The sequence below is a fragment of the Ruegeria profundi genome, assembly GCF_020171505.1.
Taxonomy (GTDB): Bacteria; Pseudomonadota; Alphaproteobacteria; order Rhodobacterales; family Rhodobacteraceae; genus Ruegeria; species Ruegeria profundi.
In genome coordinates this window covers 803,585-823,679 of record NZ_JAIUZS010000001.1, presented here as the reverse complement: position 1 = coordinate 823,679, position 20,095 = coordinate 803,585, and the positions used below count along the sequence as shown (strand labels likewise).

Genomic DNA, 20,095 nt, shown 5'->3' with positions numbered 1-20,095 from the left:
CGCCCTCACTCGATAATATTGCCGCGCAGCATAAATCGCGCATAGGCCACGGTTGAGACAAAGCCCAACATGGCGATGATCATGGCGGCCTCGAAAAAGACCTCGGTCCCCAAGTGAAGCCCGTAGAGGATCAAAAGAGCGATGGTGTTGATCACCATCGTGTCCAGCGCCAGAACACGGGTACCAACACCTTCAGCCGAAATGATCCGCCACAGGCACAGCATGATGGCTGCGCCAAAACAGGCGAAAGCAAACCAGATGGCAACATCGATCATTCGAATATCTCCTTCAGGCGACGTTCATACCGGTTTTTTATCTGGTCGCGCACCGCGTCTGTGTCGGGGGCATCCAGGCAGTGGACCAGCAGGCTGTGCCCTTGCGCGGACAGATCGCAGCTGACCGTGCCAGGGGTCATGGTGATGGTTCCGGCCAGAACGGTTATCGCCTCGGGCGTGCGCAGTTCCAGCGGGATGCGAACCCAGTTGGGCTGACGGTCCGCGTCGCGTTTGAACAAGATGATCCGGGCGACGGTGATGTTGGCGATTACGATATCCCACAGGACCACCAGAATATATTCAGCAACCATCGGCCAGTTGCGCAGCTTGGGGCGATCGGGCCAGTAGGGCTGCGTGATGAATGGAATGATGATCCCCAACAGCAAACCAAACACGACCGAGTTCAGTGACCCGTTATTCGCCAGCAGAACCCACACGACTGTCAGCAAGAACGTAAGGTGAGGGTGCGGGAAAATCCGGTGCAGAAGTCTCATCATTCTTCTCCTCCCAGAACGGCCGAAATATAGTCTTCGGGTGTGAATAGTTGCTCGGCTGTTTTTCCAGCGTAGTTTAATGCAGGGCCAGCGAACAGGGTCAGCATCACGAGGCCAAGAACCGCGCCGAACACGGCTGTAAACGCCAATCCGGGGTTTGGCTCGGGTGGCGCGGCGACAAGGGCTTCTTCACCTTCTACCTTAGGGACCGGATTGTATTGGGCATCGTGGCTTTTCCAGAAAATCATGGTGCCTGCACGTGCCAGGCCGACGATGGTGATGAACGAACCGATGAGGATCACAGCCCAGATCGCACCCGCATCGGGGGCGTCTCGCGCTGCGTCCAGCACAAGCAGTTTGCCGATGAAACCTGACAGCGGCGGCATGCCCGCCAACGCGATTGCACCGACAAAAAACAGGGCAGAGACAAGCCCGCTTTGCGGCATCGGAGCCTTTGGTTCAATGGCGCCGCCCTGACGCTCCATCACCAGATCGGCCACAAGGAAAAGCAACGCCGTCGCAAGTGTCGAATGAAAGATGTAATACAACGCAGCAGCAGTGGCAGTTTCCGTAAACAATGAAATCGCGATCAACAGGGTGCCCATCGAAGCGATGGCGCAAAACGCCACCATCCGTGCAATATGTTGCGCGCCAAGGATACCAATTGCCCCAACGGCCAGTGTGAGCAGAGCGGCGGGTTGCAGCCATGTTCCGACAAGGCCTTGGGTCGCTTCGACCTCTGGACCGAACCCCAGCGTATACATCCGCACGATGGAATACGCGCCCACCTTGGTCATGATTGCAAACAGCGCGGCCACCGGCAGAGGTGCGTTTGCGTAGCTGGCTGGTAGCCAGAAGTGCAGCGGTAGTACAGCGGCCTTGATGCAGAACACCAGCAGCAAAAGCACCGCACCCACACGCAGCAAAGCGGTATCCTCGGCAGGCAGTTCCGCCACGCGAACCGCCATATCCGCCATGTTCAGCGTGCCGGTGACACCGTAAAGTACACCAAGCGCAAACAGAAAGAGGGTCGAGCCAATCAGGTTGTAAACAACATATTGTACTCCGGCCTTTAGCCGAACCGAGCCGCCACCGTGGGTCATCAGCCCGTAGGAGGCAATCAGCAACACCTCGAAGAACACAAACAGGTTAAAGGCGTCGCCGGTCAGGAACGCACCACAGACGCCCATAAGCTGAAAGTGGAATAGGGCGTGAAAGTGTTTGCCACGATCATCCCACCCCGATGCGATAGCATAGAGAACAATCGGCAGAGCTATCAGCGCGGTCAACAGGACCATCATTGCCGACAGACGGTCCAGCACCATAACGATGCCGAACGGTGCAGGCCAATTGCCCAGCTCATAGACCTGAATATCGCCGCCTGCGGCCTGCGCGGTGATGGTCAGCGCGATACCCAGCAAGGCCACAACACCCGCGACCGAGAAGATGCGCTGAAGATCAAGGTGATACCGCAACACCATGATAATAAACGGAGCCAGAATCGCGGGCAGGACGATCGGCGCAACGATCCAGTGGTTCATGCGTCTTCTCCCGGCGCGTCTACGCTGTCTTGAGCAGTCATGTCGATGTGGTCATCTTTAGATGACAGATAGGCAGACAGCGCGACCATCACGACCACAGCCGTCATTCCAAAAGAAATAACGATTGCCGTAAGGACCAGCGCTTGCGGAAGAGGATCGGTATAGGGAACCTCTTCGTATTTGTTCAGAACGGCGGGCGCATCCAACGCAAGACGTCCGGTGGCAAACAGGAACACGTTCACGGCGTATGTGATCAGGGAAAGCCCCAGAATCACCGGGAATGTGCGGCGACGCAGGATCAGGAAAATCCCCGCAGCGGTCATGACGCCTACGGCAGAGGCAACGAGCGCTTCCATCAGGCCTGCTCCTTCAATTCGTCAACTTTAGGGTCGTTCCGCAGCGGATTGATATCCATTGGGAACTCTTGTGCCATTCCGGGTTGCCAAGCAAGCCGCGAGAGGCTGTCCAGCGCCAACATCACCGCGCCGAGCACGGCAAGAAATACACCAGTGTCAAACAGCAGTGCGGTGGCCCATTCGAACTCTTCCAGCGGTGGCCAGTTGATATAGCCGAAATCACTGGTCAGGAACGGGCGTTCGTTGAACCATGCCCCGATCCCTGTCGCAGCTGCGATAAGAACACCCCAGCCAATGGTGCCGTGGTAGAAAAACCGTTGCCTCTCAATCGCCCAAGTATAGCCGCTGGCCATATATTGCATCAGGAATGCGATTGCGACGACAAGTCCGGCGATAAAGCCACCACCCGGCTGGTTGTGGCCGCGGAAAAAGATGTAGGCGCCAACCATCAGGGCAATCGGCATCATCACCCGGGTCGCCACAACCATCATCAGGGGATGTGAATCCCCCGACTGCGGCCAATGCGGCTTGCGGTTCAGCAAGTAGGCGCGAACATTTGTGCTTAGAACGGACTCGGTCAGGGCAAAGATGATCAGGGCGGCAATGCCCAGAACAATGATCTCGCCAAAGGTGTCAAAACCCCGGAAGTCCACAAGGATCACGTTGACGACGTTGGTGCCACCGCCCCCTTTGTACGAGTTTGCCAGATGAAAGTCCGAGATTGTCGGAAAAGCAAAATCCCTCAGCATCACGGCATAGATCAAGGCCCCGGTGCCGACGCCCGCCACAACCGAGATCGCCGCATCACGCCAGCGTCGCGCTGTGCTGCTGTCCCGCGGGGTATCTGTGGGCAGGAAATTCAGCGACAGCAGCAGCAGGATCATCGTGACCACTTCAACCGAAATCTGCGTCAGCGCCAGATCCGGTGCCGATAGGTAGTTGAACGCCATCGAGACGATTAATCCGACCACACCGATCAGCACCAGCGCCAACAGGCGGTTTCGGTGGAACCACATGATCGCCAACGTCGCGCCGACCAGACATATCCAGCCGATGATCGGAATAACTGGCGCGGGCAGCGGCTCACGCGTTACCGGGCCAATTGTGCCGGATGTGTAGGCGTAATACCCAAGCCCAACGGTGAACGCGACAACGATGATGGCATATCTGCTGAGCACACCGTTATGTAGCGTGTCAGTGATCCAACGGCTGAGCGTGGTCAGCGCGCCAATGATGGCCTCAAAGATAACCTTGGCTTCGGGTCGGGGCAGAGCGTTCCACAGAGCATTGCTTTGGCGATACAGGGACAGCAGGAACAGACCTCCGACAACGGCCACGACCGACATGTAAAGCGCCGGGGTAAATCCGTGCCACAGTTTCAGCGAGTAATAAGGCAGTTCCGCGCCGCCAATCACCGCGCTGGAGACAACAGCAACCAGCGGTCCTACGATTGCCGCCGAATACAGACCGATCAGAACAACCAGCACCACAAGGAACGCCGGGGCCAGCCACAGGCCAACAGGCGGATCATGCGGATGATGGGTGTAATCGGTGCGTTCCGGCCCAAGGAAGACGTGGCTGACAAAGCGGAAGGAATATGCCGCCGAGAACAACGCTGACAGCAGGGCCCACCCGGGTACCAGGTAATGCGAATTGAGCCACGTGGTGTGGACTGTCTCTTCCAGCATCATTTCCTTGGACAGGAATCCGTTCAGCGGTGGCAGACCAGCCATGGACAGGGCGGCAATAGTTCCAATCGTGAAGGTTATCGGCATCAGGTGACGCAGCCCGCCCAGACGTTTGATGTCGCGGGTGCCCGTCTCGTGATCCACGATCCCGGCAGTCATGAACAGCGCGGCTTTGAAGGTTGCATGGTTGATGATGTGGAACACAGCCGCCACAACGGCGAACTTCGTGCCAAAACCCAGCAGCATCGTCACAAGGCCCAGATGCGATACGGTTGAGAACGCCAGAAGCGCCTTTAGGTCATCTTTGAACAGGGCAATGCATGCGCCCAGCAGCATGGTGATCAAACCGGTTGTGGCCACGATGTAGAACCAAGCGTCCGTCCCAGCCAGAACCGGCCACATCCGCGCCATCAGGAACAGCCCGGCCTTCACCATCGTTGCCGAGTGAAGATAAGCCGAAACCGGCGTTGGTGCCGCCATCGCGTGCGGCAGCCAGAAGTGGAACGGGAACTGTGCGGATTTGGTGAAGCAGCCCAACAGGATCAGGATCAAGGCCGGTAGATAGTATGGCGATGCCTGAATCAGGTCCTTGTTCTGCAAAATGACGCTCAGGTCATACGACCCGGCGATGTTGCCCAGGATCAGCATCCCGGCAATCATCGCCAACCCGCCGCCACCGGTTACGGCCAACGCCATTCGCGCGCCTTGCCGCCCTTCAGGCAGATGCTTCCAATAGCCGATCAGCAGGAATGAGCTGAGCGAGGTAAGCTCCCAGAAAATAAGCAAAAGAAGAATATTGTCGGACAGAACGATCCCGACCATCGCGCCTTGGAACAAAAGCAAATAGGTGTAGAACTGCCCCATCGGGTCTTCACGTGACAGGTAGAACCGAGCGTACAGGATAATCAGCAATCCGATCCCGAGGATCAGCAGAGCGAACAGAAACCCAAGACCGTCCAGCATAAAATTCGCGTTCAGCCCCAGCGCGGGTATCCATTCGAACCGCGCGGTCACGACATCTCCGCGCATGACTGAGGGTATGTGGATCAACAGACCCATAAGGGCCAGGAAGGTCGTCAGCCCCGCGGCCGAGGCTGCTGCGTTTCGACCTGCCCGGATCAGCAGGGCTGGTAGTACAGCTCCGAGGAAGGGAAGGGCCGCGATAAGGAATAGGGACAACTGCGATACTCCGGGGCTGTGCGGTCAATGTCATAGATTTAGAATGAATAATTTAATGACTGTTCAGAAAATGCAAGGTTTCGACCTGTTCTAAAAGATACATATTGGTTGCATTATAGCTGCGCTACAATGACGCGAACTTGATCCATGGGCCGGATTCCATGACAGCGCGAAGCGCAGTGTCGTGTTAGAACGCCCTATCGGCGTAAAAGGGTACCGCATGACGGGTAAGGTAAATCGATCTCGAAGGTGGGTTCTGCTGGGGGCAGGGACCTTGATCGCCGGCGGGTTTGCTGTCCGGGAGTACCGTCTGATCCCGCCTGACTATGCCGGTGGCACGATAAGTGCCGCGGACGCGCACAAACAGGCGGTCTCTGGTGAAATTCTGTTGGTCGATATCCGGACGCCGCGCGAATGGCGGGCCACTGGCGTCGGACAAGGGGCATATCCTTTGGACATGCGCCGCGATGATTTCGAACAGGCGTTGGCGCAACTGACTGGCGGCAACCGGGGTGCAAAGGTTGCGCTGATCTGTGCGCGCGGGGTTCGGTCGGCCAGGCTGAGCAACAGATTGACCGAGGCAGGATTCACAAACGTAATCGATGTGCCAGAAGGCATGCTTGGGTCGGCTGCGGGGCCGGGATGGGTGCGGGCTGGGTTACCCGTCCAACACGAGGCAGAAGAATGGGGATGATCCGGACACTTACTACGGCTGTGATACTGGCACTGACTGGACAAGCAGGCCTTGCCGCTTGCGCAGATCACGAGGGCATGTGTGAAACCGCCTCGGGTGGCTATCATATCGAACTGCCCAACGCGGAAAATCCGCCGCTCTTGGTGTTCTTGCACGGGTATGGCGGATCAGCCAAAGGAGTTTTGAAAAACCGTAATATGGTTGAGCCGCTGCTGGCGCGGGGCTATGCGGTGATGGCGCCCGATGGGTCAGAACACTATGGCCGCAAAAGCTGGAACTTCTTTCCAGGCTGGGACGGGCGCGATGAAACAGCCTTTTTGACCGAAGCTGTGCAGGATGCTTCAGACCGGTTTGGCGTGGATGCAGACCGAGTGGTCTTGGGCGGGTTTTCGGCCGGTGCGTTCATGGTCTATTATCTTGCCTGCGCGTCACCGGATACGTTTTCGGCCTATGTTCCCGTATCGGGTGGATTCTGGCGCCCGCAACCTGAAAGCTGCGAAGGCCCTGTTCGAATGTTTCACACCCACGGCTGGACGGACAACGTTGTACCGTTAGAGGGCCGCATCTTGAGAGGCGGCATGTTTCATCAAGGCGATATTTTCGCAGGTTTGGAAATCTGGCGGGTCGCAAATGAATGCGTCGATACCAAACCCAGCGGGTTTTCAGTCTCCGGCCAGTTTATGCGCCGCTACTGGAGCAGATGCAGCGACGGCAGCATGCTGGAACTCGCGCTGTTCCCCGGCGGACATACTGTGCCAAAGGGATGGGCTGACATGATGGTGGACTGGTACGAAGGTCTGCCGGGTGGCTAATCACTCGGCAGCGGTCATGACGCCTTTGCCTTCGATAAACCGCTTCAATTCATTCCGGTGACGTCGGGCCATTCGAGTAATAGCAGGTTCTCGAAAATCCTCTTTCATCCCGACCATACGCCGCGCGGCAGTCGCCGAAACGCCACTCAGCGCGGATAAGGGGATTGCCAGCGCAAGGCTGATGGCAATCGGGGCCAGCCATACCGATACGAGACCTGACAGGATACCAACACTAAGCGCAATGCCGCTGACCGTTTCCAGCGCATGACATAAGATCAAGGTCCGCAGACTATAGCTGCCGCCGTCGCGCATCTGAGGGGACCAGCCGTTCTGAATGCCCAAAACGGTACGGAACACCGCGATCATCTGCTGTACCATCAGGATTGGCGCGTAAAGGATGGACAAGATCACCTCGGCTAGGAATGAGGTCAGGAACTTGGAGCGGCCACCAAATTCCGCATAGTGCACACCGCTGAGAGGCAGGGCCAAAACGCCGAGGATCTTTGGTGCTAGCAGCATCGCATACATGACCAGGATAATCAGCACGTGCCGCGTTTCCGACATTTCAGGCCATTGCGGGAACAACGGGTTGTCGGGGCTGAAGTAATGCAGGACCGAGGCATCCTCCCCCTGTCCAATCAGCGCCCACATCACCAGCAGCGCAAACCAAAGCGGCGACATGAGGTAACCCACTGCCCCATGGAACATGTGGAACCGGGACACCGCGCGGAAACCGGTTGCGCCAAGCAATTTCAGATGCTGAAGGTTGCCTTGACACCAGCGACGGTCGCGCAGCGCGTGGTCGATCAGCGTTGGTGGTGTTTCCTCGTAAGACCCACGAATTCGCGGCAGGAACCGAACACCCCAACCCGCACGGCGCAGCAGTCCGGCCTCGACAAAATCATGGCTCATGATCAGTTTTTCCTGACCGTTGAACGCACGAAGCTTGGGCAGACCGGCGCTTGAGGCAAAAGCCTTTGTGCGGATAATCGCGTTGTGGCCCCAGTAGTTGCCCTCTTGCCCACACCAACGGGCCAGACCTTCGGCGAACGCAATGCCATAGACGCCGTTGGCAAACTGTTGCATGCGGGCAAATACAGACTGTGCACCGATCAATTGCGGATAACTTTGGATCAAACCTGCACCGGGGTCGCGGGCCAGCGCATCCGTCAAACGCAGGATGGCGCGACCGGTCATCAGGCTGTCGGCATCCAGCACCAGCATTGCATCCCAGTCGGCACCCCAATGGTTGACCCAGTCAGAGATGTTACCGACCTTGCGGTCCGTATTCTCGGCGCGACGACGGTAATAGAGTTCCAGACCGGGGGCGAGGGTGGTGCGCAATGCCTCGATACTGGCCTGTTCCTGCGCCGCGATTTCAGGGTCACGGGTGTCCGACAGGATAAACATGGCGTAGTGGTGCTGTCCGCCCCGTGCCTGCAAATCCTCAAGCATTGTACGGGCGTTGCCCAGCACGTTCCACGGCACCTCGTTGTAGACCGGCATCAACAGCGCAACGCGCAGAGGTTGCGAACGGCTTTCACGTCTGGGTTGTTCCTGCCGTGACAAGGACAACATGCCCAGCAGCACGGTGCAGACGGTGAAGGAAATCCAGAAGAAATTAAATGAGATCAATGCCAGAAGGATGGCTTCGATAAGGTTGATCCCTTCGGCGCCGAACCAATCGGCCATGACCCACAACAGGCCCAGTGTGGCCACCATAGCAGGCGAAAACGCCAGTGCGCGCCAAAACCCGGCTGAGGGGCGTTCCCCGTGAGGCACCTGCGCATCTGTAAAGCCCGCGCTAAAGTTCTGCGCAGGCATAGGCAGCGGTGCCTTGGGTGGCATGATATGCAGGTCGCGTGTCATGTGGTCCAACGATAAAGCCAGACCTCTGAGGCCGGCTGTTTGTCTTTCAAAAGCTGCGCGCGCAATTCCACGTGGTCCCGGTCGCCCGGCTCGAACGAAAATGCCAGCCGCAACCCGCCGGTGTCAGGGTTGCGCTGCAGAACGCCCTCGGACGTTTCGGCATGTGGCGAATCCACGAAAATGGTCATCGCCTCGGGGTCTTCGAACAGGTCAGAGGCTTCAAAGTCGATGACAGCCAGACGCCCTTCGCCGAACGTATTCTCGCCCATTGCGGTGTTGATGACGCGCGGCATTGGTGTCCGCTGCGGTTCTTCACCCCAGATCAGGCGGTAGGACAGATCGACCTGACTGCCGGCCGCATAGGGTTCAGAGGGCCGCCAATAGGCGACGATATTATCATAAATCTCCTGATCTGCCGGAATCTCGACCAGTGTGACTGTGCCTTTGCCCCAGTCGCCATTGGGTTCGACCCAAAGGCCGGGGCGCTTGTGGTAATTCGCCTCAAGATCCGCGTAATCCGAGAATGCGCGCTTGCGCTGCATCAGGCCAAAACCTCGCGGGTTCATATCGACGAACGACGAAATCTGCAGCCGTGTTGGATTCGCCAGTGGCCGCCACAGAACTTCTCCGGCACCGTTGCGGATCAATAGGCCGTCGCTGTCGTGAACGGCTGGACGGAAATCGTCAAACCGGCTGTGGTTGGTTTGATCGAAAAGGAACATCGACGTGCCCGGTGCGATGCCCACATGCGTCAGATCCTCGCGCGGGAAAAGCGTGGCTTCGATATCCATCACGCAATCCGCGCCTGCCGTGACGTTGAACCGGTAGGCACCGGTCACGCTGGGGCTGTCCATCAGTGCGTGAACCACCATGTTGCGCTGTCCGGGCTTCGGGCGTTCCAGCCAGAAGCGGATGAATTCGGGAAATTCCTCGCCATCTGGATCGCCGGTCTTTAGGGCCAGGCCGCGGGCGGATAGCCCGTACACCTCATGCAGGCCAATCGCCCGGAAATAGCTGGCACCTTGCCACACGCAGAACTCATCGGTCTTGCCGGGGCGGTGCATTTCAGTTCGCAGGCGCAGGCCGGAAAAGCCCAGCGTGTCGTCTATCGGCAGCTCTGGAACCTCTTCAGACTTGTCGAACATCGCCAGATCGAAGGCGACCGGAGCGGCCACACCGTCTTCGACCGTCATCACTTTGACGGTACGCGGGAAGTACAGGCCGGGCGTGAAGAAATCGACGTTGAACGGCGTGTCGGTTTCGTACCAGAGCGCACGGTCCAGCCGGAACCGGATCGAGCGATATTGCTGATAGGTCAGGTCCAGCCATTCCTGCGGCACCATCTCGCGTTCGGCGTAGCGGCGGCTTGCCAGATCGCGGGCCATCTGGATGACAGCATTGCGGTCAAATGGAGTTTCTCCGCCAGAGGCAAACGTGGCCGGGGCGAAAGCAAGCGCCGAAGTCGAGGCCAGAAATGCGCGACGTGTCAGGTTCATTTCTTTGTCTTCCATGGATGTGACTTGAACCAAGCTGCCATGTATGCCACGCCGATGATCATCGCAAAGCCAATCATGTTGGCGATAAAGACACTGGCAACATTCCGCCCACTCAGATCGAGACCCACGCCGATAAGTCGCGCTGCTGCCATGGAAAATACGAACACGGCCAGCGATTGCTGCCCAACCTTTGTGATAACGGTCAGCAGGAATTGCCAGATTTTCGCAGCCGCACCTTGGCCGGTTGCAATCAAACGGTGTCCATGCTCACCCGCCGCAAACCAACCCAGGTAGGCCAAGGACAGGAAGTGAATGTAACGGAACAAGCCAAAATCCGTTTTGTCGCGGAATTCCTTGGTGACGGGCCAGACTTTGCGGATTTGATCGGCCAAGTCGGGGGCGGCTGCGTCGATCCACGTAAACACTTTCCACGATCCGAATGGCATCGAGAAAATCAGAAACAAAGCAGCCGCCCAGATCAGCGTCTTTGACACAGGTGGTGCCGGGATCCAGCCACGCATAAAGGCAAACCCGGTGAAGAACAGCAATTGCCAACCAAACGGGTTGAAGAACCACTGGCGGTCCGACCATGGCTCAGCTGGCAACGCAAGAACGCCGGTCTGAGCGATCAACCAGATCGCGACAGACGTCGCAGCCACGGCCCAGAATCCAATACGAGACAACCCCATGAACAAGGGCATCATCGCCAGAACAACAAGGTACATCGGCAGGATATCAAAGTAATTCGGCACATAGGTCAGCGTGAACAGCCCAACAATCTGAGGAGCAGGATCGTTGAAAAAATGCTGTAGGTTCAGCGAGGAAATGTATGTTTTCTCAAAGAAACCCGTCTGATCCAGTGCCGCCATGCTCATGGCGACAAAGAAGAACAGGCAAATATGCGCCCAGTAGACCTGCCACGTGCGGAAGGCTACGCGGGCCGTGCCCATCCACCAGCCTCTCCGAGCAAACGCGCCGCCGAATGCGATAGCCGAGGCCATGCCCGAGCAGAACACGAAAATCTCGGTCGCGTCCGAGAAGCCGAACCGTGCCGGAATCCACTTGGCCCACGGATCATTCGGAATATGTGCAATCAGGATAATGAACATCGCGATGCCGCGATAGAAATCCAAACGCGGGTCGCGCACGCGGACGGGTGCGGCTGCCGAAGCAGTCACAGGCGCAAAATCAGAGACGGGCGATGTAGTCGCCATGCGTAGTCTGTCCTTCTTTGGTCTTTTTTGTTTTTTATTCCGCAGGGACGCTTTGTGCGTCGCGGTTGCCGCGGGCCGCGTCGATCAATGCGCGGCGCGCTAAGGCAAAGTTATCCTCGCCCCCAGACCGTTTGGTGCGGCGATCGTCCAGGATACGCTCGACAGCATCCAGACGACCCGCACGCAGGCCTGAGTCAATCGTGATGCGCTCGAAGACATCACGTTGGGCGTGGCTGCCACCTGCCAGCTGCATACTATTGCGCGCGCTTGACAAAAAGTCGAACGCGGCACCGTAGAGGCCCTCGCCAAAGGCCTCAAGCCCTTTGGCAGCCGCAATACCCGGTTCGGACATGCGGATCGGCGTGTCCCCTTGGTTGCGTTGAGCGTCATTTTGAATTCGATGCAATATCTTGCTCGTCGCTTCACTGCGGTTGTCACCCGTCAGGGCCAGCAAATAGTGCAGATCGGCAAAAATCAGGCAGCCATCTTCGGTTCGCGCGGCGCTGAGGTCGGCAAGTTCCTCCCAGCGGTTGCCAACATCGACGCCTTCCAACTCAAGCCGCGACAGCAACGAGGTGGCATTCGAAATATCGCGGTAGTCGTCGGTTTTGTCTTGCCGGATGTAGTTGTCATACAGCTCTATCACCTGATCGACCTGACCCAGATCCAAGTGCATCAACGCTTTGTGCCACCAGACATGATAACGAAAGTTGTTGCAATGCGCCCATGCCTCTTCGCGCCCGGCCAGCCAATCCAGACCAAGCTGAGCGTTACCTTTCATCTCGTGCACATGGGCCACCGCATGCAAGCCCCATGCATCGTCCGAAACCATCCAAAGCGCCTGGCGCCCGGCAATCTCGGCCTGCTCGTAGGCGCCAGTTTCCTCAAGAGCAAAGGCATGGCAGCCCAGCAGGTAACCGCGCCCGGCATGGTTGGCCTCGTAGGTTGGCAAAACGCGCTCAATCGACCGACGCATGCCGGCCGCGTCGCCCAGAACAAAACGCGTCGCGTGACTAAGCTTCATCGCCAAAGTATCTTGGGGATGGGCGAGCAGGATTTCTTCGAATTTCTGGATGGACTGCGATGGCAGATCCGCAAGGTAGAACTCAAGCGCCTGCACGTAAAGGCTCTCACGCGCCGAGACCGGTTGCTTTTCCATCGCGGCCTTGGCTGCCGCCAGCGCATCGACCGCAACCGCCATCATCTCACGCCGTCCCAAAAGAGCCATGAACAGGCCTTTGATCGCGTGACCCAAGGCAAAGTCGGGCTCAAGCTCAAGCACTTTCCCCAAATGCTGGGGGGTACTGGCCGAATGCGCCATGAACCCAAGCAGAACACCGTTCCACGCCTCGACACTCGCCGGGTGGCTTAGGGTGTTCATCTGTCCGAAAACATCTTGTTTCATGCGTTTGGTCCGATCCATTCAAGCAAGAGCATCTATACTTGTGATGTAGCAGAGACTTCGACGGCGTCGTATCAGTATCGCCTGTGCTCTCGAATTGGTGAAAGGCTGTGTGTGGAAAACTTGAAAAAAACCGCCGATTCAACGGCATGTTTCAGCAACATGCCGCCGAATTAGGCACAGTGTTTCAGTCATCGAACGGATTTTCAGCGTTTAGAACAGCTTGTGTGTCTGCCCCGAATTCTGGCGGCGCGTTGCGATAGGTGACCGGCGTGCGCGAAAGATTCAGTGGATTCCCGATCAATTGAACCTCGCCCGGTCCGGCCTGCATGGCGATTTGCATCTGCCGGGCAGCGACCTGATCCGTTGCGAAAACCTGATCTAGCGTCTTGACTGGGCCAACCGGTACTTTGCACGCTTCCAACCCGGCAATGACAGCGGCGGTGTCGCGGGATTGCAGCGCGGGGCGCAGAACCGCGTTCAGGGTTTCGCGATGCTCCAACCGGGCTGGATTTGTGGCATAGCGCGGGTCATCCGCCAGTTTAGGGTGGTCGATGAAATCGCAAAACCGGCGGAACTGACCGTCATTTCCTACGGCCAGAATAACGTGGCCATCGGCGGTTTCATAGACATCGTAAGGCACGATGTTGGGATGCCCGTTGCCCCGCCGCTGCGGGACATCACCCGAGGTCAGATAGTTCACGCCCTCATTGATCAGCCACGCGATCTGGGTATCAACCAACGCAAGGTCAATTTGCTGACCCTCCCCGGTGTGGTCGCGGTGCCGTAAGGCGGCCAGAATTCCGACCGAGGCGTACATTCCGCACATAACATCTGCGATTCCAACACCAACTTTCATCGGCGCGCCGTCAGGGTCACCCGTCAGCGACATGATCCCGCCATAGCCCTGCGCCATCAGGTCATAGCCCGGCTTGGAGGCATTCGGTCCGGTTTGGCCATAGCCGGAGATCGAGCAATACACGAGGCTGGGAAATTCCTGTGACAAGGACGCGTAATCCAGCCCGTACTTCGCCAGCCCGCCGGGTTTGAAGTTCTCGATAAAAATGTCGGCATGCGCGGCAAGCCGTTTGACCTGCGCCTGTCCTTCGGGTGTGGAGATGTCGATAGCGACGGATTTCTTGTTGCGGTTGGCCGCCATGAAATAGGCGCTCAGGTCAGAGCGATTGCCATCCGCGTCCTCAACGTAGGGAGGACCCCATTGCCGCGTATCGTCACCTCCTGTGGTGGGGTTTTCGATCTTGATCACGCTGGCCCCAAGATCACCCAACAACTGCGTACAGGTCGGCCCTGCCAGAATGCGGCTGAGGTCCAGAACCTTGATACCCTTCAGCGGTCCTTCAGATCCGGCCATCATATCCCCCACGATCAATTTCAGCCGCAATTACGGTGAATGTTTCGACCTTCATGGCTTCGTTCAGCGCCGCGCGCAACTCTTCCCTGTTGCGGACGGTGCGACCGTTTCCGCCAAAGGCGCGACCCATGGCGGCAAAGTCGTGACGGTCGAAGTCCACGCCCGTATTGCCCATCGGACGCTGCCGCTGTTTCAGTTCGATCAAGGCCAGGCTGGCGTCGACAAAAACCAGGAAGATCGGATTTCCCCCCATCTCGGCAGCGGTCGATAGCTCTCCGGCGACCATGAGGAACCCGGCATCGCCCGAAAAGCTGATCACCGGGCGATCCGGCTCGACCAGCTTCAGGCCAATGGCCATTGGAACCGCGCATCCCATGGTGCAAAGGGCCGAGGATTGAATCAGCCCGCGTTCTTCATGGCAATCCCACATCTGGCTCAGCAGGATGCGGTGCGCGCCGCTGTCAGCAGTTGCCAGAGTATGCGCAGGCAGAGTCGCGCGCGCTTCGGCAATCACCGCCGCGGGCCCCCAGTCTTCATCCGCTGGAAACGCCTTTGCCAACGCAGCTTTAACCTGCTGGGGTTCGCCTTCGGGCCACGTTACGCGACCGGAATTGCCCTTGGCGATGGCTTCCAGCGTTGCACCAGTGTGGGCCACAAGGTTCAACCCGGCCTGATGCATGTAGTGGTCGTTGATCACGGCTGAGATGTCGATGACGCGCTTTTCCGCGGGGTCCCAGATCTCGCGCCAGCCGGGGCGCATTTCGATCGGGTCATACCCGAGGCAAAGTACCAGATCGGCTTGTTCGACCAATGGAACCAGATGCTTATCGGCCAGCGGCGACAAACCCGCACCACCAAGGCAAAGCGGGTGATCCTCGGGCAGGACGCCCTTGGCCTTGTATGTGGTCACAAACGGTATGTTGAAATGCTCCAGAAACGCCTGCACCACATTTCGCGAGTTGTCGTAGAGCACATCCAGACCAATGATCGCGATTGGTCGTTCAGCCTCGGCCACCCAGCGGCGCGCTTTCTCTACGCAATTGCCCTCGGGTGCGACGGCGGCAGGCTTTGCCAAACGACGGCGTTTGACGCCAGACACGCGCGTATCCGCGACCGAGATCGGAATGTCGATATGCACTGGGCCGGGGCGGGGCTGGTTCGCGAGGGAAACCGCCTTGTCCGCAATGATATCCGCCCCTTGCGCGGTCAGCGTAAACGTCCCTTTCGTGATCGACCGATAAACCTGCGCGTGGTCCATGACCTGATGCGTGTAGGTCAGCGCCTCATCTGCATCGACGCAGCCTGTCAACACGATCATTGGCACCCGGTCCTGCAGCGCATTGGCGACAACGTTGATCCCGTTCATGGCTCCGGGGCCGAGGGTGGCGACCAGAATGGCAGGCGCGCGATCGCGGTGGTGAACGGCCTCGGCCATGAACCCGGCCGCGTTTTCGTGTTTGGTCAGGTGAAAGGTGATCCCCGCCTGTTCCAACGCATCTACCAGGGTCAACACTTCGCCCCCTGGCATTCCGAACGCGTGGCGGCATCCGGCTTCGTAGAGTCGTTGGGCCAAAAGATCAGCCGCACGGGGTGAATCGTCATGCATCAGTCATGCTCCGAAAATTCTGTTAGACAGGAGAATGCGGAGGACGCGCCCGGGCGCAAGCAGGTTCACGGCAGTGTGACTATTTGCCTGCTGAGTCCGCCACTGCCTGAAACTTGGCGTCAAGTTCCTGTGCAATGTGTTTCAGGGTCTCTCCGCCCTCGTCCGCATAGGGTGCGAACACAAAGCTGGGGGTTTTGTAAGACAGTGTTGCGGTGCCGTCTTCATTTTCGGTCACGTAGAACCTGATCGGAGCCTCGATCATCGCGTTGACCGAGGTTTCCAGAACGCGCACGGCATAGTCATTATTGAACGCACCGATCACAAGGTTGCCGGGAATGACAATTCCGCGCGCAGCGGCAGCCTTGGTGGGCCCGGCCTGGGTGACAACGATCAATCCGTTGTCCTTCACAGCCGCCTTGGTGTCGGTAACAAGATCATCAAAGCTTTTGCCAGTTGGATAAACCGCCCAGCCCGGCAGTCGCTCCTCGGCCCAGACGGGCAGGGCCAGAAGGCAGAGAAAACCCCAAAGCGCGCGCATCATAATGCCTCGTTAAGTAAGCTATATGTGGTTGTGCCAGAAAACGACGAGCAGCGCACGCACATTTCCGCGCGCAATCAGGCTGGTGCCAAGTGCCGATAGATGGATCAATGGCGGCAAACAGCGTTGCAACCTAGCGCTCGTGCTATTTCTGCAAATAAATATCCATGATCCAGCCACGTTGGACCCGGACCCTTAAGCGGCTTGCAGGGATTCACTTAACCACATCCTGCAAACGCCCCCCCCCCCCCGTTCCGCAGTGTAGTCAGCCCGAAAATTTGGAGCTTCTGCGCCAATGCCGCCTGCGCAGCTACGGGCCGAGTAGTTTTTTTGCAGAAATGCTCAGGACTTTCGCGCCATTTGACCGGGCCGTGTTCGGTTGCATGGTATTTGGTGACACCTTCGATGAAGGTGTCGACATTCTCGGCTTTATCAAGATTTTTACAGACAACGGGGCGGCTGCGTTTGACGGTTGTTCCGCTGACGCATTCCCTTATCATCCGTAAATGAACGGACACAACGTATCGCACGTGCGAGGTCGTCGAGCGCGAGGCGCAAAGTGAATTCTTTCGGGTCAGAAAAGCAACAAGCCCGTGTCAATCAGTGACGTTCGCGGCCAGTCCGTCGCGCAGCCAGGAACAGAACAAACCGGCGGCTGCCGTTGGTTGGGACGTCGCATGCGAACTGATCAGATAGTGCGACTGCGCAAAGGGAACCGCCGGGCCTGCGATGGCAATCGGCGTGCCTTGCCGGATCACGTTTCGGGCAAACCTTTCCAGAATTGTCGCGCACCCGGCGCCTGCCATCACAAGTTGCAGGGCTGCGACTGATGTATCCACCGAATGTCGCGACGCTTTATCCGGTGCAGCAATGCCATTGGCCTGAAAGTAGCGCGCCCAATTGTCCTCATATCCGAGGATGTGAATGAGCGGCGCGTCTTTAAGCTGCTCAAGGTCCGGCGTACGGCCAGTGGCGCGGCATATCGGAACCAGTTTTTCTTCGGTCAGTTTTTCGGACCGCACCCCCGGCCAATCTCCGTATCCTAGCCGGATTTCCACGTCTACATCACCGGGCGCCACGCTGTCATTCCAGATGTGTGACACCACGCGAACAGGGATATCCGGATGTTGTTCGGTAAATCTCGGTAGTTCAGCTGCGATCCAGTAGGTCGCCGTGGAAATCGCAGCGCGGATTGTAAGGGTCTGGAGGGATGCAGGGCCGAACAAGCTGTTGGTCGACAGTGCGATATCGGCCAAGGCCCGTCGGACTGTCAGGGAATAGGACTGCCCCAGCTCGGTCAGCTCCAGTCTTCGCGCGTTTCGGGTGAACAGTTTCTGCCCCAGTTCGGCTTCGAGCGAACGAATATGAAGAGAGACCGCCGTCTGCGTCAGCCCAAGCTCCCGCGCTGTCGTCGTGAAATTCAGGTGCCGCGCGGCCGATTCGAAACTGCGTAGCCATGCGGGGTTCGGTAGCCGGTCCATTTATCACCAAAATTTTTTGACCATAACTTGACTTATTATTCATTTTCTTTCCCAGCAAGCAAAACGGATACTTGCCCGAACTGCGACCGTCAGGAGGAAAAGATGAGAGTCGGTTTTATCGGTTTGGGAAATGTGGGCGGCAAGCTGTCGGGATCGCTGTTGCGAAATGGAATTGACCTGACGGTCCATGACCTCAACCCCGATTTGGTGGCCGAATTCGTGGCCAAGGGCGCAAAAGCGGCAGAAGACCCGGCACAAATGATGCGGGATTGCGATGCTGTCATCACCTGCCTGCCGTCGCCCGCTGCCTCGGACGCGGTGATGCAGGAAATGTTACCCGAAGTCGGGCTGGGCAAAATCTGGATGGAGATGTCGACGACGGACGAGGCGGAAGTCAAACGCCTCGGTGCGATGGTCATCGAGCGCGGAGGTGCAGCCGTAGATTGCCCGGTTTCAGGTGGATGCCACCGTGCGGCAACAGGCAACATCTCGATCTTTGCCGGATGCCACCGGGAAACCTTTGAGCGCATCTTGCCTTTCCTGACCACGATGGGGCGGCGCGTGCTGCATACAGGCGATCTGGGAACTGCCTCGGTCCTGAAGGTGCTTACAAACTATCTGGCCACCGCCAACCTGATCACTTGCGCCGAGGCGCTAGTGACAGCAAAGGCAGCCGGGATGGACCTGAACACGACTTATGAGGCGATCAAGATCTCGTCAGGCACTTCGTTTGTCCATGAAACCGAAAGCCAGGTCATTTTGAACGGGTCCCGTGACATCTCTTTCACGATGGATCTTGTGAAAAAAGATATCGGCCTCTTTCAGGACGTCGCCGACCGCGCTGGCGTACCTTTGGAAATCAATCCGGTGATGATCCAAATCTTCAATGACGGGATCGCCCGCTATGGCGAACGTGAACTGTCGCCAAACATTATCAAGCGGTTGGAAGAAGCCACGGGGCTGGACATCACCGCTCCGGGATTTCCAACCGAAATGACGGATGACGAGCCGGAAGAGCCCGGCTACGAGGTTATTCCGCAAGGCCGCCGGGCCGAATGACGCACCACACGCGGTTTTAAAACAGTCAGTGTTTTCAGAGAAGTGGAGGCGAGTACCGGAATCGAACCGGTGTACACGGATTTGCAATCCGCTGCGTCACCACTCCGCCAACTCGCCTTTTTAAGTAAAATCAATTACTTGAGGTGGTGTGCCCGGCGTTTTAGCACCTTTCTCGGGGGGCGTCCAGTGGGTTGGATGTAAAAATCCGCGCTCATGTGTCGGGGCTTACCAAGGTTGAACTCTACGCGTCTGGACTTCGGTTCAACTTTCGACATCACAGCCGTTGCCGGTTTTGTCCGGATGTGGCACAAGCCAAGCATCCTTGGGACTAACATGAGCGATCAAATGACAGATTTCGCAACCCGACGCCGTACGATGGTTGATACACAGGTCCGACCCTCGGATGTCACGAAATTCCCCATCATTGACGCAATGCTAACCGTCCAGAGGGAGAATTTCGTGCCGGATTCGCATCGCGAAGCGGCCTATGCCGAGGGTATCATTGATCTTGGGGGCGGACGTTGTCTGCTTGAGCCGCGGACACTTGCAAAAATGCTGGATGCGTTGAACATCTCGAACGACGAGGTGGTTTTGGATATCGCCCCTGCGCTGGGCTATTCCACCGCCGTTGCAGCCCGCATGGCCCAGTTGGTCGTCGCAGTGGAAGAGGATGAGGCTCTGGCGGCAGAGGCGCAGACCCTTCTGATGGAAGCCGAAGCTGACAACGCGATTGTACACGTCGGTCCGTTGGAACAAGGCGCGACCGAGCACGGACCTTATGATGTCATCATGATTCAGGGCGGGGTCGAGCAGGTACCCGACGCGCTGATCGAACAATTGAAAGATCGCGGGCGTATCGCCTGTTTGTTTGTCGAAGGAAAGCTTGGCACCGTTCGGATCGGCCACAAATCTGGCGGACAAGTAACGTGGCGCTACGCATTTAATGCCAATGCCCCGGTTTTAAAGGCATTTTGCACTGAGTGTGCATTTTCGCTATAGTTCTTACGCATATTGTTCTG

18 protein-coding genes and 1 tRNA gene are annotated in these 20,095 nt (G+C 57.7%); 5 read left to right on the top strand and 14 right to left on the bottom strand.

Going from position 1 to position 20,095, the window contains the following annotated elements:
* Positions 1-5: 5 nt before the first annotated feature.
* From LCM21_RS03985 to LCM21_RS03965, 5 genes are read right to left on the bottom strand one after another with little or no spacing between them, the layout of a single operon-like run.
* Positions 6-275, bottom strand: a complete 270-nt coding sequence (locus tag LCM21_RS03985) for a K+/H+ antiporter subunit F (protein WP_224889416.1) — start codon at positions 273-275, stop codon at positions 6-8.
* Positions 272-769, bottom strand: coding sequence for a Na+/H+ antiporter subunit E (locus LCM21_RS03980; RefSeq protein WP_224889717.1), 498 nt, complete (start codon positions 767-769; stop codon positions 272-274). The genes LCM21_RS03985 and LCM21_RS03980 overlap by 4 nt, the downstream gene beginning before the upstream one ends.
* Complete coding sequence (locus LCM21_RS03975) at positions 769-2,310, bottom strand: monovalent cation/H+ antiporter subunit D (RefSeq protein ID WP_224889415.1); 1,542 nt, start codon at positions 2,308-2,310, stop codon at positions 769-771. The genes LCM21_RS03980 and LCM21_RS03975 overlap by 1 nt, the downstream gene beginning before the upstream one ends.
* Positions 2,307-2,666 (bottom strand): Na+/H+ antiporter subunit C, encoded by a 360-nt coding sequence (locus LCM21_RS03970; RefSeq protein ID WP_068332315.1) that lies wholly within the window; start codon positions 2,664-2,666, stop codon positions 2,307-2,309. The genes LCM21_RS03975 and LCM21_RS03970 overlap by 4 nt, the downstream gene beginning before the upstream one ends.
* Entirely contained in the window at positions 2,666-5,533 is a 2,868-nt protein-coding gene (locus tag LCM21_RS03965) for a monovalent cation/H+ antiporter subunit A (RefSeq protein ID WP_224889414.1), read from the bottom strand. The genes LCM21_RS03970 and LCM21_RS03965 overlap by 1 nt, the downstream gene beginning before the upstream one ends.
* 220 nt (positions 5,534-5,753) lie before the next feature.
* Here LCM21_RS03965 and LCM21_RS03960 point away from each other — a divergent pair, with 220 nt between their 5' ends.
* Both LCM21_RS03960 and LCM21_RS03955 read left to right on the top strand, forming a co-directional pair.
* On the top strand, positions 5,754-6,227 hold the full coding sequence (locus tag LCM21_RS03960) for a rhodanese-like domain-containing protein (RefSeq protein WP_224889413.1): 474 nt from the start codon (positions 5,754-5,756) through the stop codon (positions 6,225-6,227).
* Positions 6,224-7,039 carry a CE1 family esterase gene (locus LCM21_RS03955; RefSeq protein WP_224889412.1) on the top strand — a complete coding sequence of 272 codons (816 nt, stop codon included), beginning with the start codon at positions 6,224-6,226 and terminating at the stop codon, positions 7,037-7,039. Before LCM21_RS03960 ends, LCM21_RS03955 begins: the two co-directional genes overlap by 4 nt.
* Here LCM21_RS03955 and mdoH read toward each other — a convergent pair whose 3' ends face one another.
* The 7 genes from mdoH to LCM21_RS03920 form a co-directional block, all read right to left on the bottom strand.
* A complete protein-coding gene (gene mdoH, locus LCM21_RS03950) occupies positions 7,040-8,908 on the bottom strand; it encodes a glucans biosynthesis glucosyltransferase MdoH (protein ID WP_224889411.1) in 1,869 nt (622 codons plus the stop codon).
* Entirely contained in the window at positions 8,905-10,404 is a 1,500-nt protein-coding gene (locus tag LCM21_RS03945) for an OpgD/OpgG family glucan biosynthesis protein (protein WP_224889716.1), read from the bottom strand. Before LCM21_RS03945 ends, mdoH begins: the two co-directional genes overlap by 4 nt.
* Complete coding sequence (locus LCM21_RS03940) at positions 10,401-11,618, bottom strand: OpgC family protein (protein ID WP_224889410.1); 1,218 nt, start codon at positions 11,616-11,618, stop codon at positions 10,401-10,403. Before LCM21_RS03940 ends, LCM21_RS03945 begins: the two co-directional genes overlap by 4 nt.
* A 34-nt stretch (positions 11,619-11,652) precedes the next feature.
* Positions 11,653-13,023, bottom strand: a complete 1,371-nt coding sequence (locus tag LCM21_RS03935; RefSeq protein WP_224889409.1) for a tetratricopeptide repeat protein — start codon at positions 13,021-13,023, stop codon at positions 11,653-11,655.
* A 184-nt stretch (positions 13,024-13,207) separates the two neighbouring features.
* On the bottom strand, positions 13,208-14,392 hold the full coding sequence (locus LCM21_RS03930) for a CaiB/BaiF CoA transferase family protein (protein ID WP_224889408.1): 1,185 nt from the start codon (positions 14,390-14,392) through the stop codon (positions 13,208-13,210).
* Entirely contained in the window at positions 14,379-15,998 is a 1,620-nt protein-coding gene (locus LCM21_RS03925) for a thiamine pyrophosphate-binding protein (RefSeq protein WP_224889407.1), read from the bottom strand. Before LCM21_RS03925 ends, LCM21_RS03930 begins: the two co-directional genes overlap by 14 nt.
* Positions 15,999-16,077: 79 nt before the next feature.
* Positions 16,078-16,536 carry a DUF302 domain-containing protein gene (locus tag LCM21_RS03920; protein ID WP_224889715.1) on the bottom strand — a complete coding sequence of 153 codons (459 nt, stop codon included), beginning with the start codon at positions 16,534-16,536 and terminating at the stop codon, positions 16,078-16,080.
* Between the two features lie 278 nt (positions 16,537-16,814).
* On the opposite strand from LCM21_RS03920, the gene LCM21_RS03915 reads away from it, so the two are divergent.
* The gene (locus LCM21_RS03915; protein WP_224889406.1) at positions 16,815-17,042 is read left to right on the top strand and encodes a hypothetical protein; all 228 of its coding nucleotides are present in this window, start codon (positions 16,815-16,817) and stop codon (positions 17,040-17,042) included.
* A gap of 90 nt (positions 17,043-17,132) precedes the next feature.
* Here LCM21_RS03915 and LCM21_RS03910 read toward each other — a convergent pair whose 3' ends face one another.
* A complete protein-coding gene (locus LCM21_RS03910) occupies positions 17,133-18,017 on the bottom strand; it encodes a LysR substrate-binding domain-containing protein (protein WP_224889405.1) in 885 nt (294 codons plus the stop codon).
* A gap of 102 nt (positions 18,018-18,119) precedes the next feature.
* Between LCM21_RS03910 and LCM21_RS03905 the strand changes: the two genes are divergently transcribed.
* Positions 18,120-19,076, top strand: a complete 957-nt coding sequence (locus tag LCM21_RS03905) for an NAD(P)-dependent oxidoreductase (protein ID WP_224889404.1) — start codon at positions 18,120-18,122, stop codon at positions 19,074-19,076.
* A 43-nt stretch (positions 19,077-19,119) separates the two neighbouring features.
* On the opposite strand, the gene LCM21_RS03900 is transcribed toward LCM21_RS03905, so the two are convergent.
* A tRNA-Cys gene (locus LCM21_RS03900) sits at positions 19,120-19,193 on the bottom strand.
* A 228-nt stretch (positions 19,194-19,421) separates the two neighbouring features.
* Here LCM21_RS03900 and LCM21_RS03895 point away from each other — a divergent pair.
* Positions 19,422-20,075 (top strand): protein-L-isoaspartate O-methyltransferase family protein, encoded by a 654-nt coding sequence (locus LCM21_RS03895; protein WP_224889403.1) that lies wholly within the window; start codon positions 19,422-19,424, stop codon positions 20,073-20,075.
* The last annotated feature ends 20 nt before the right edge of the window (positions 20,076-20,095 follow it).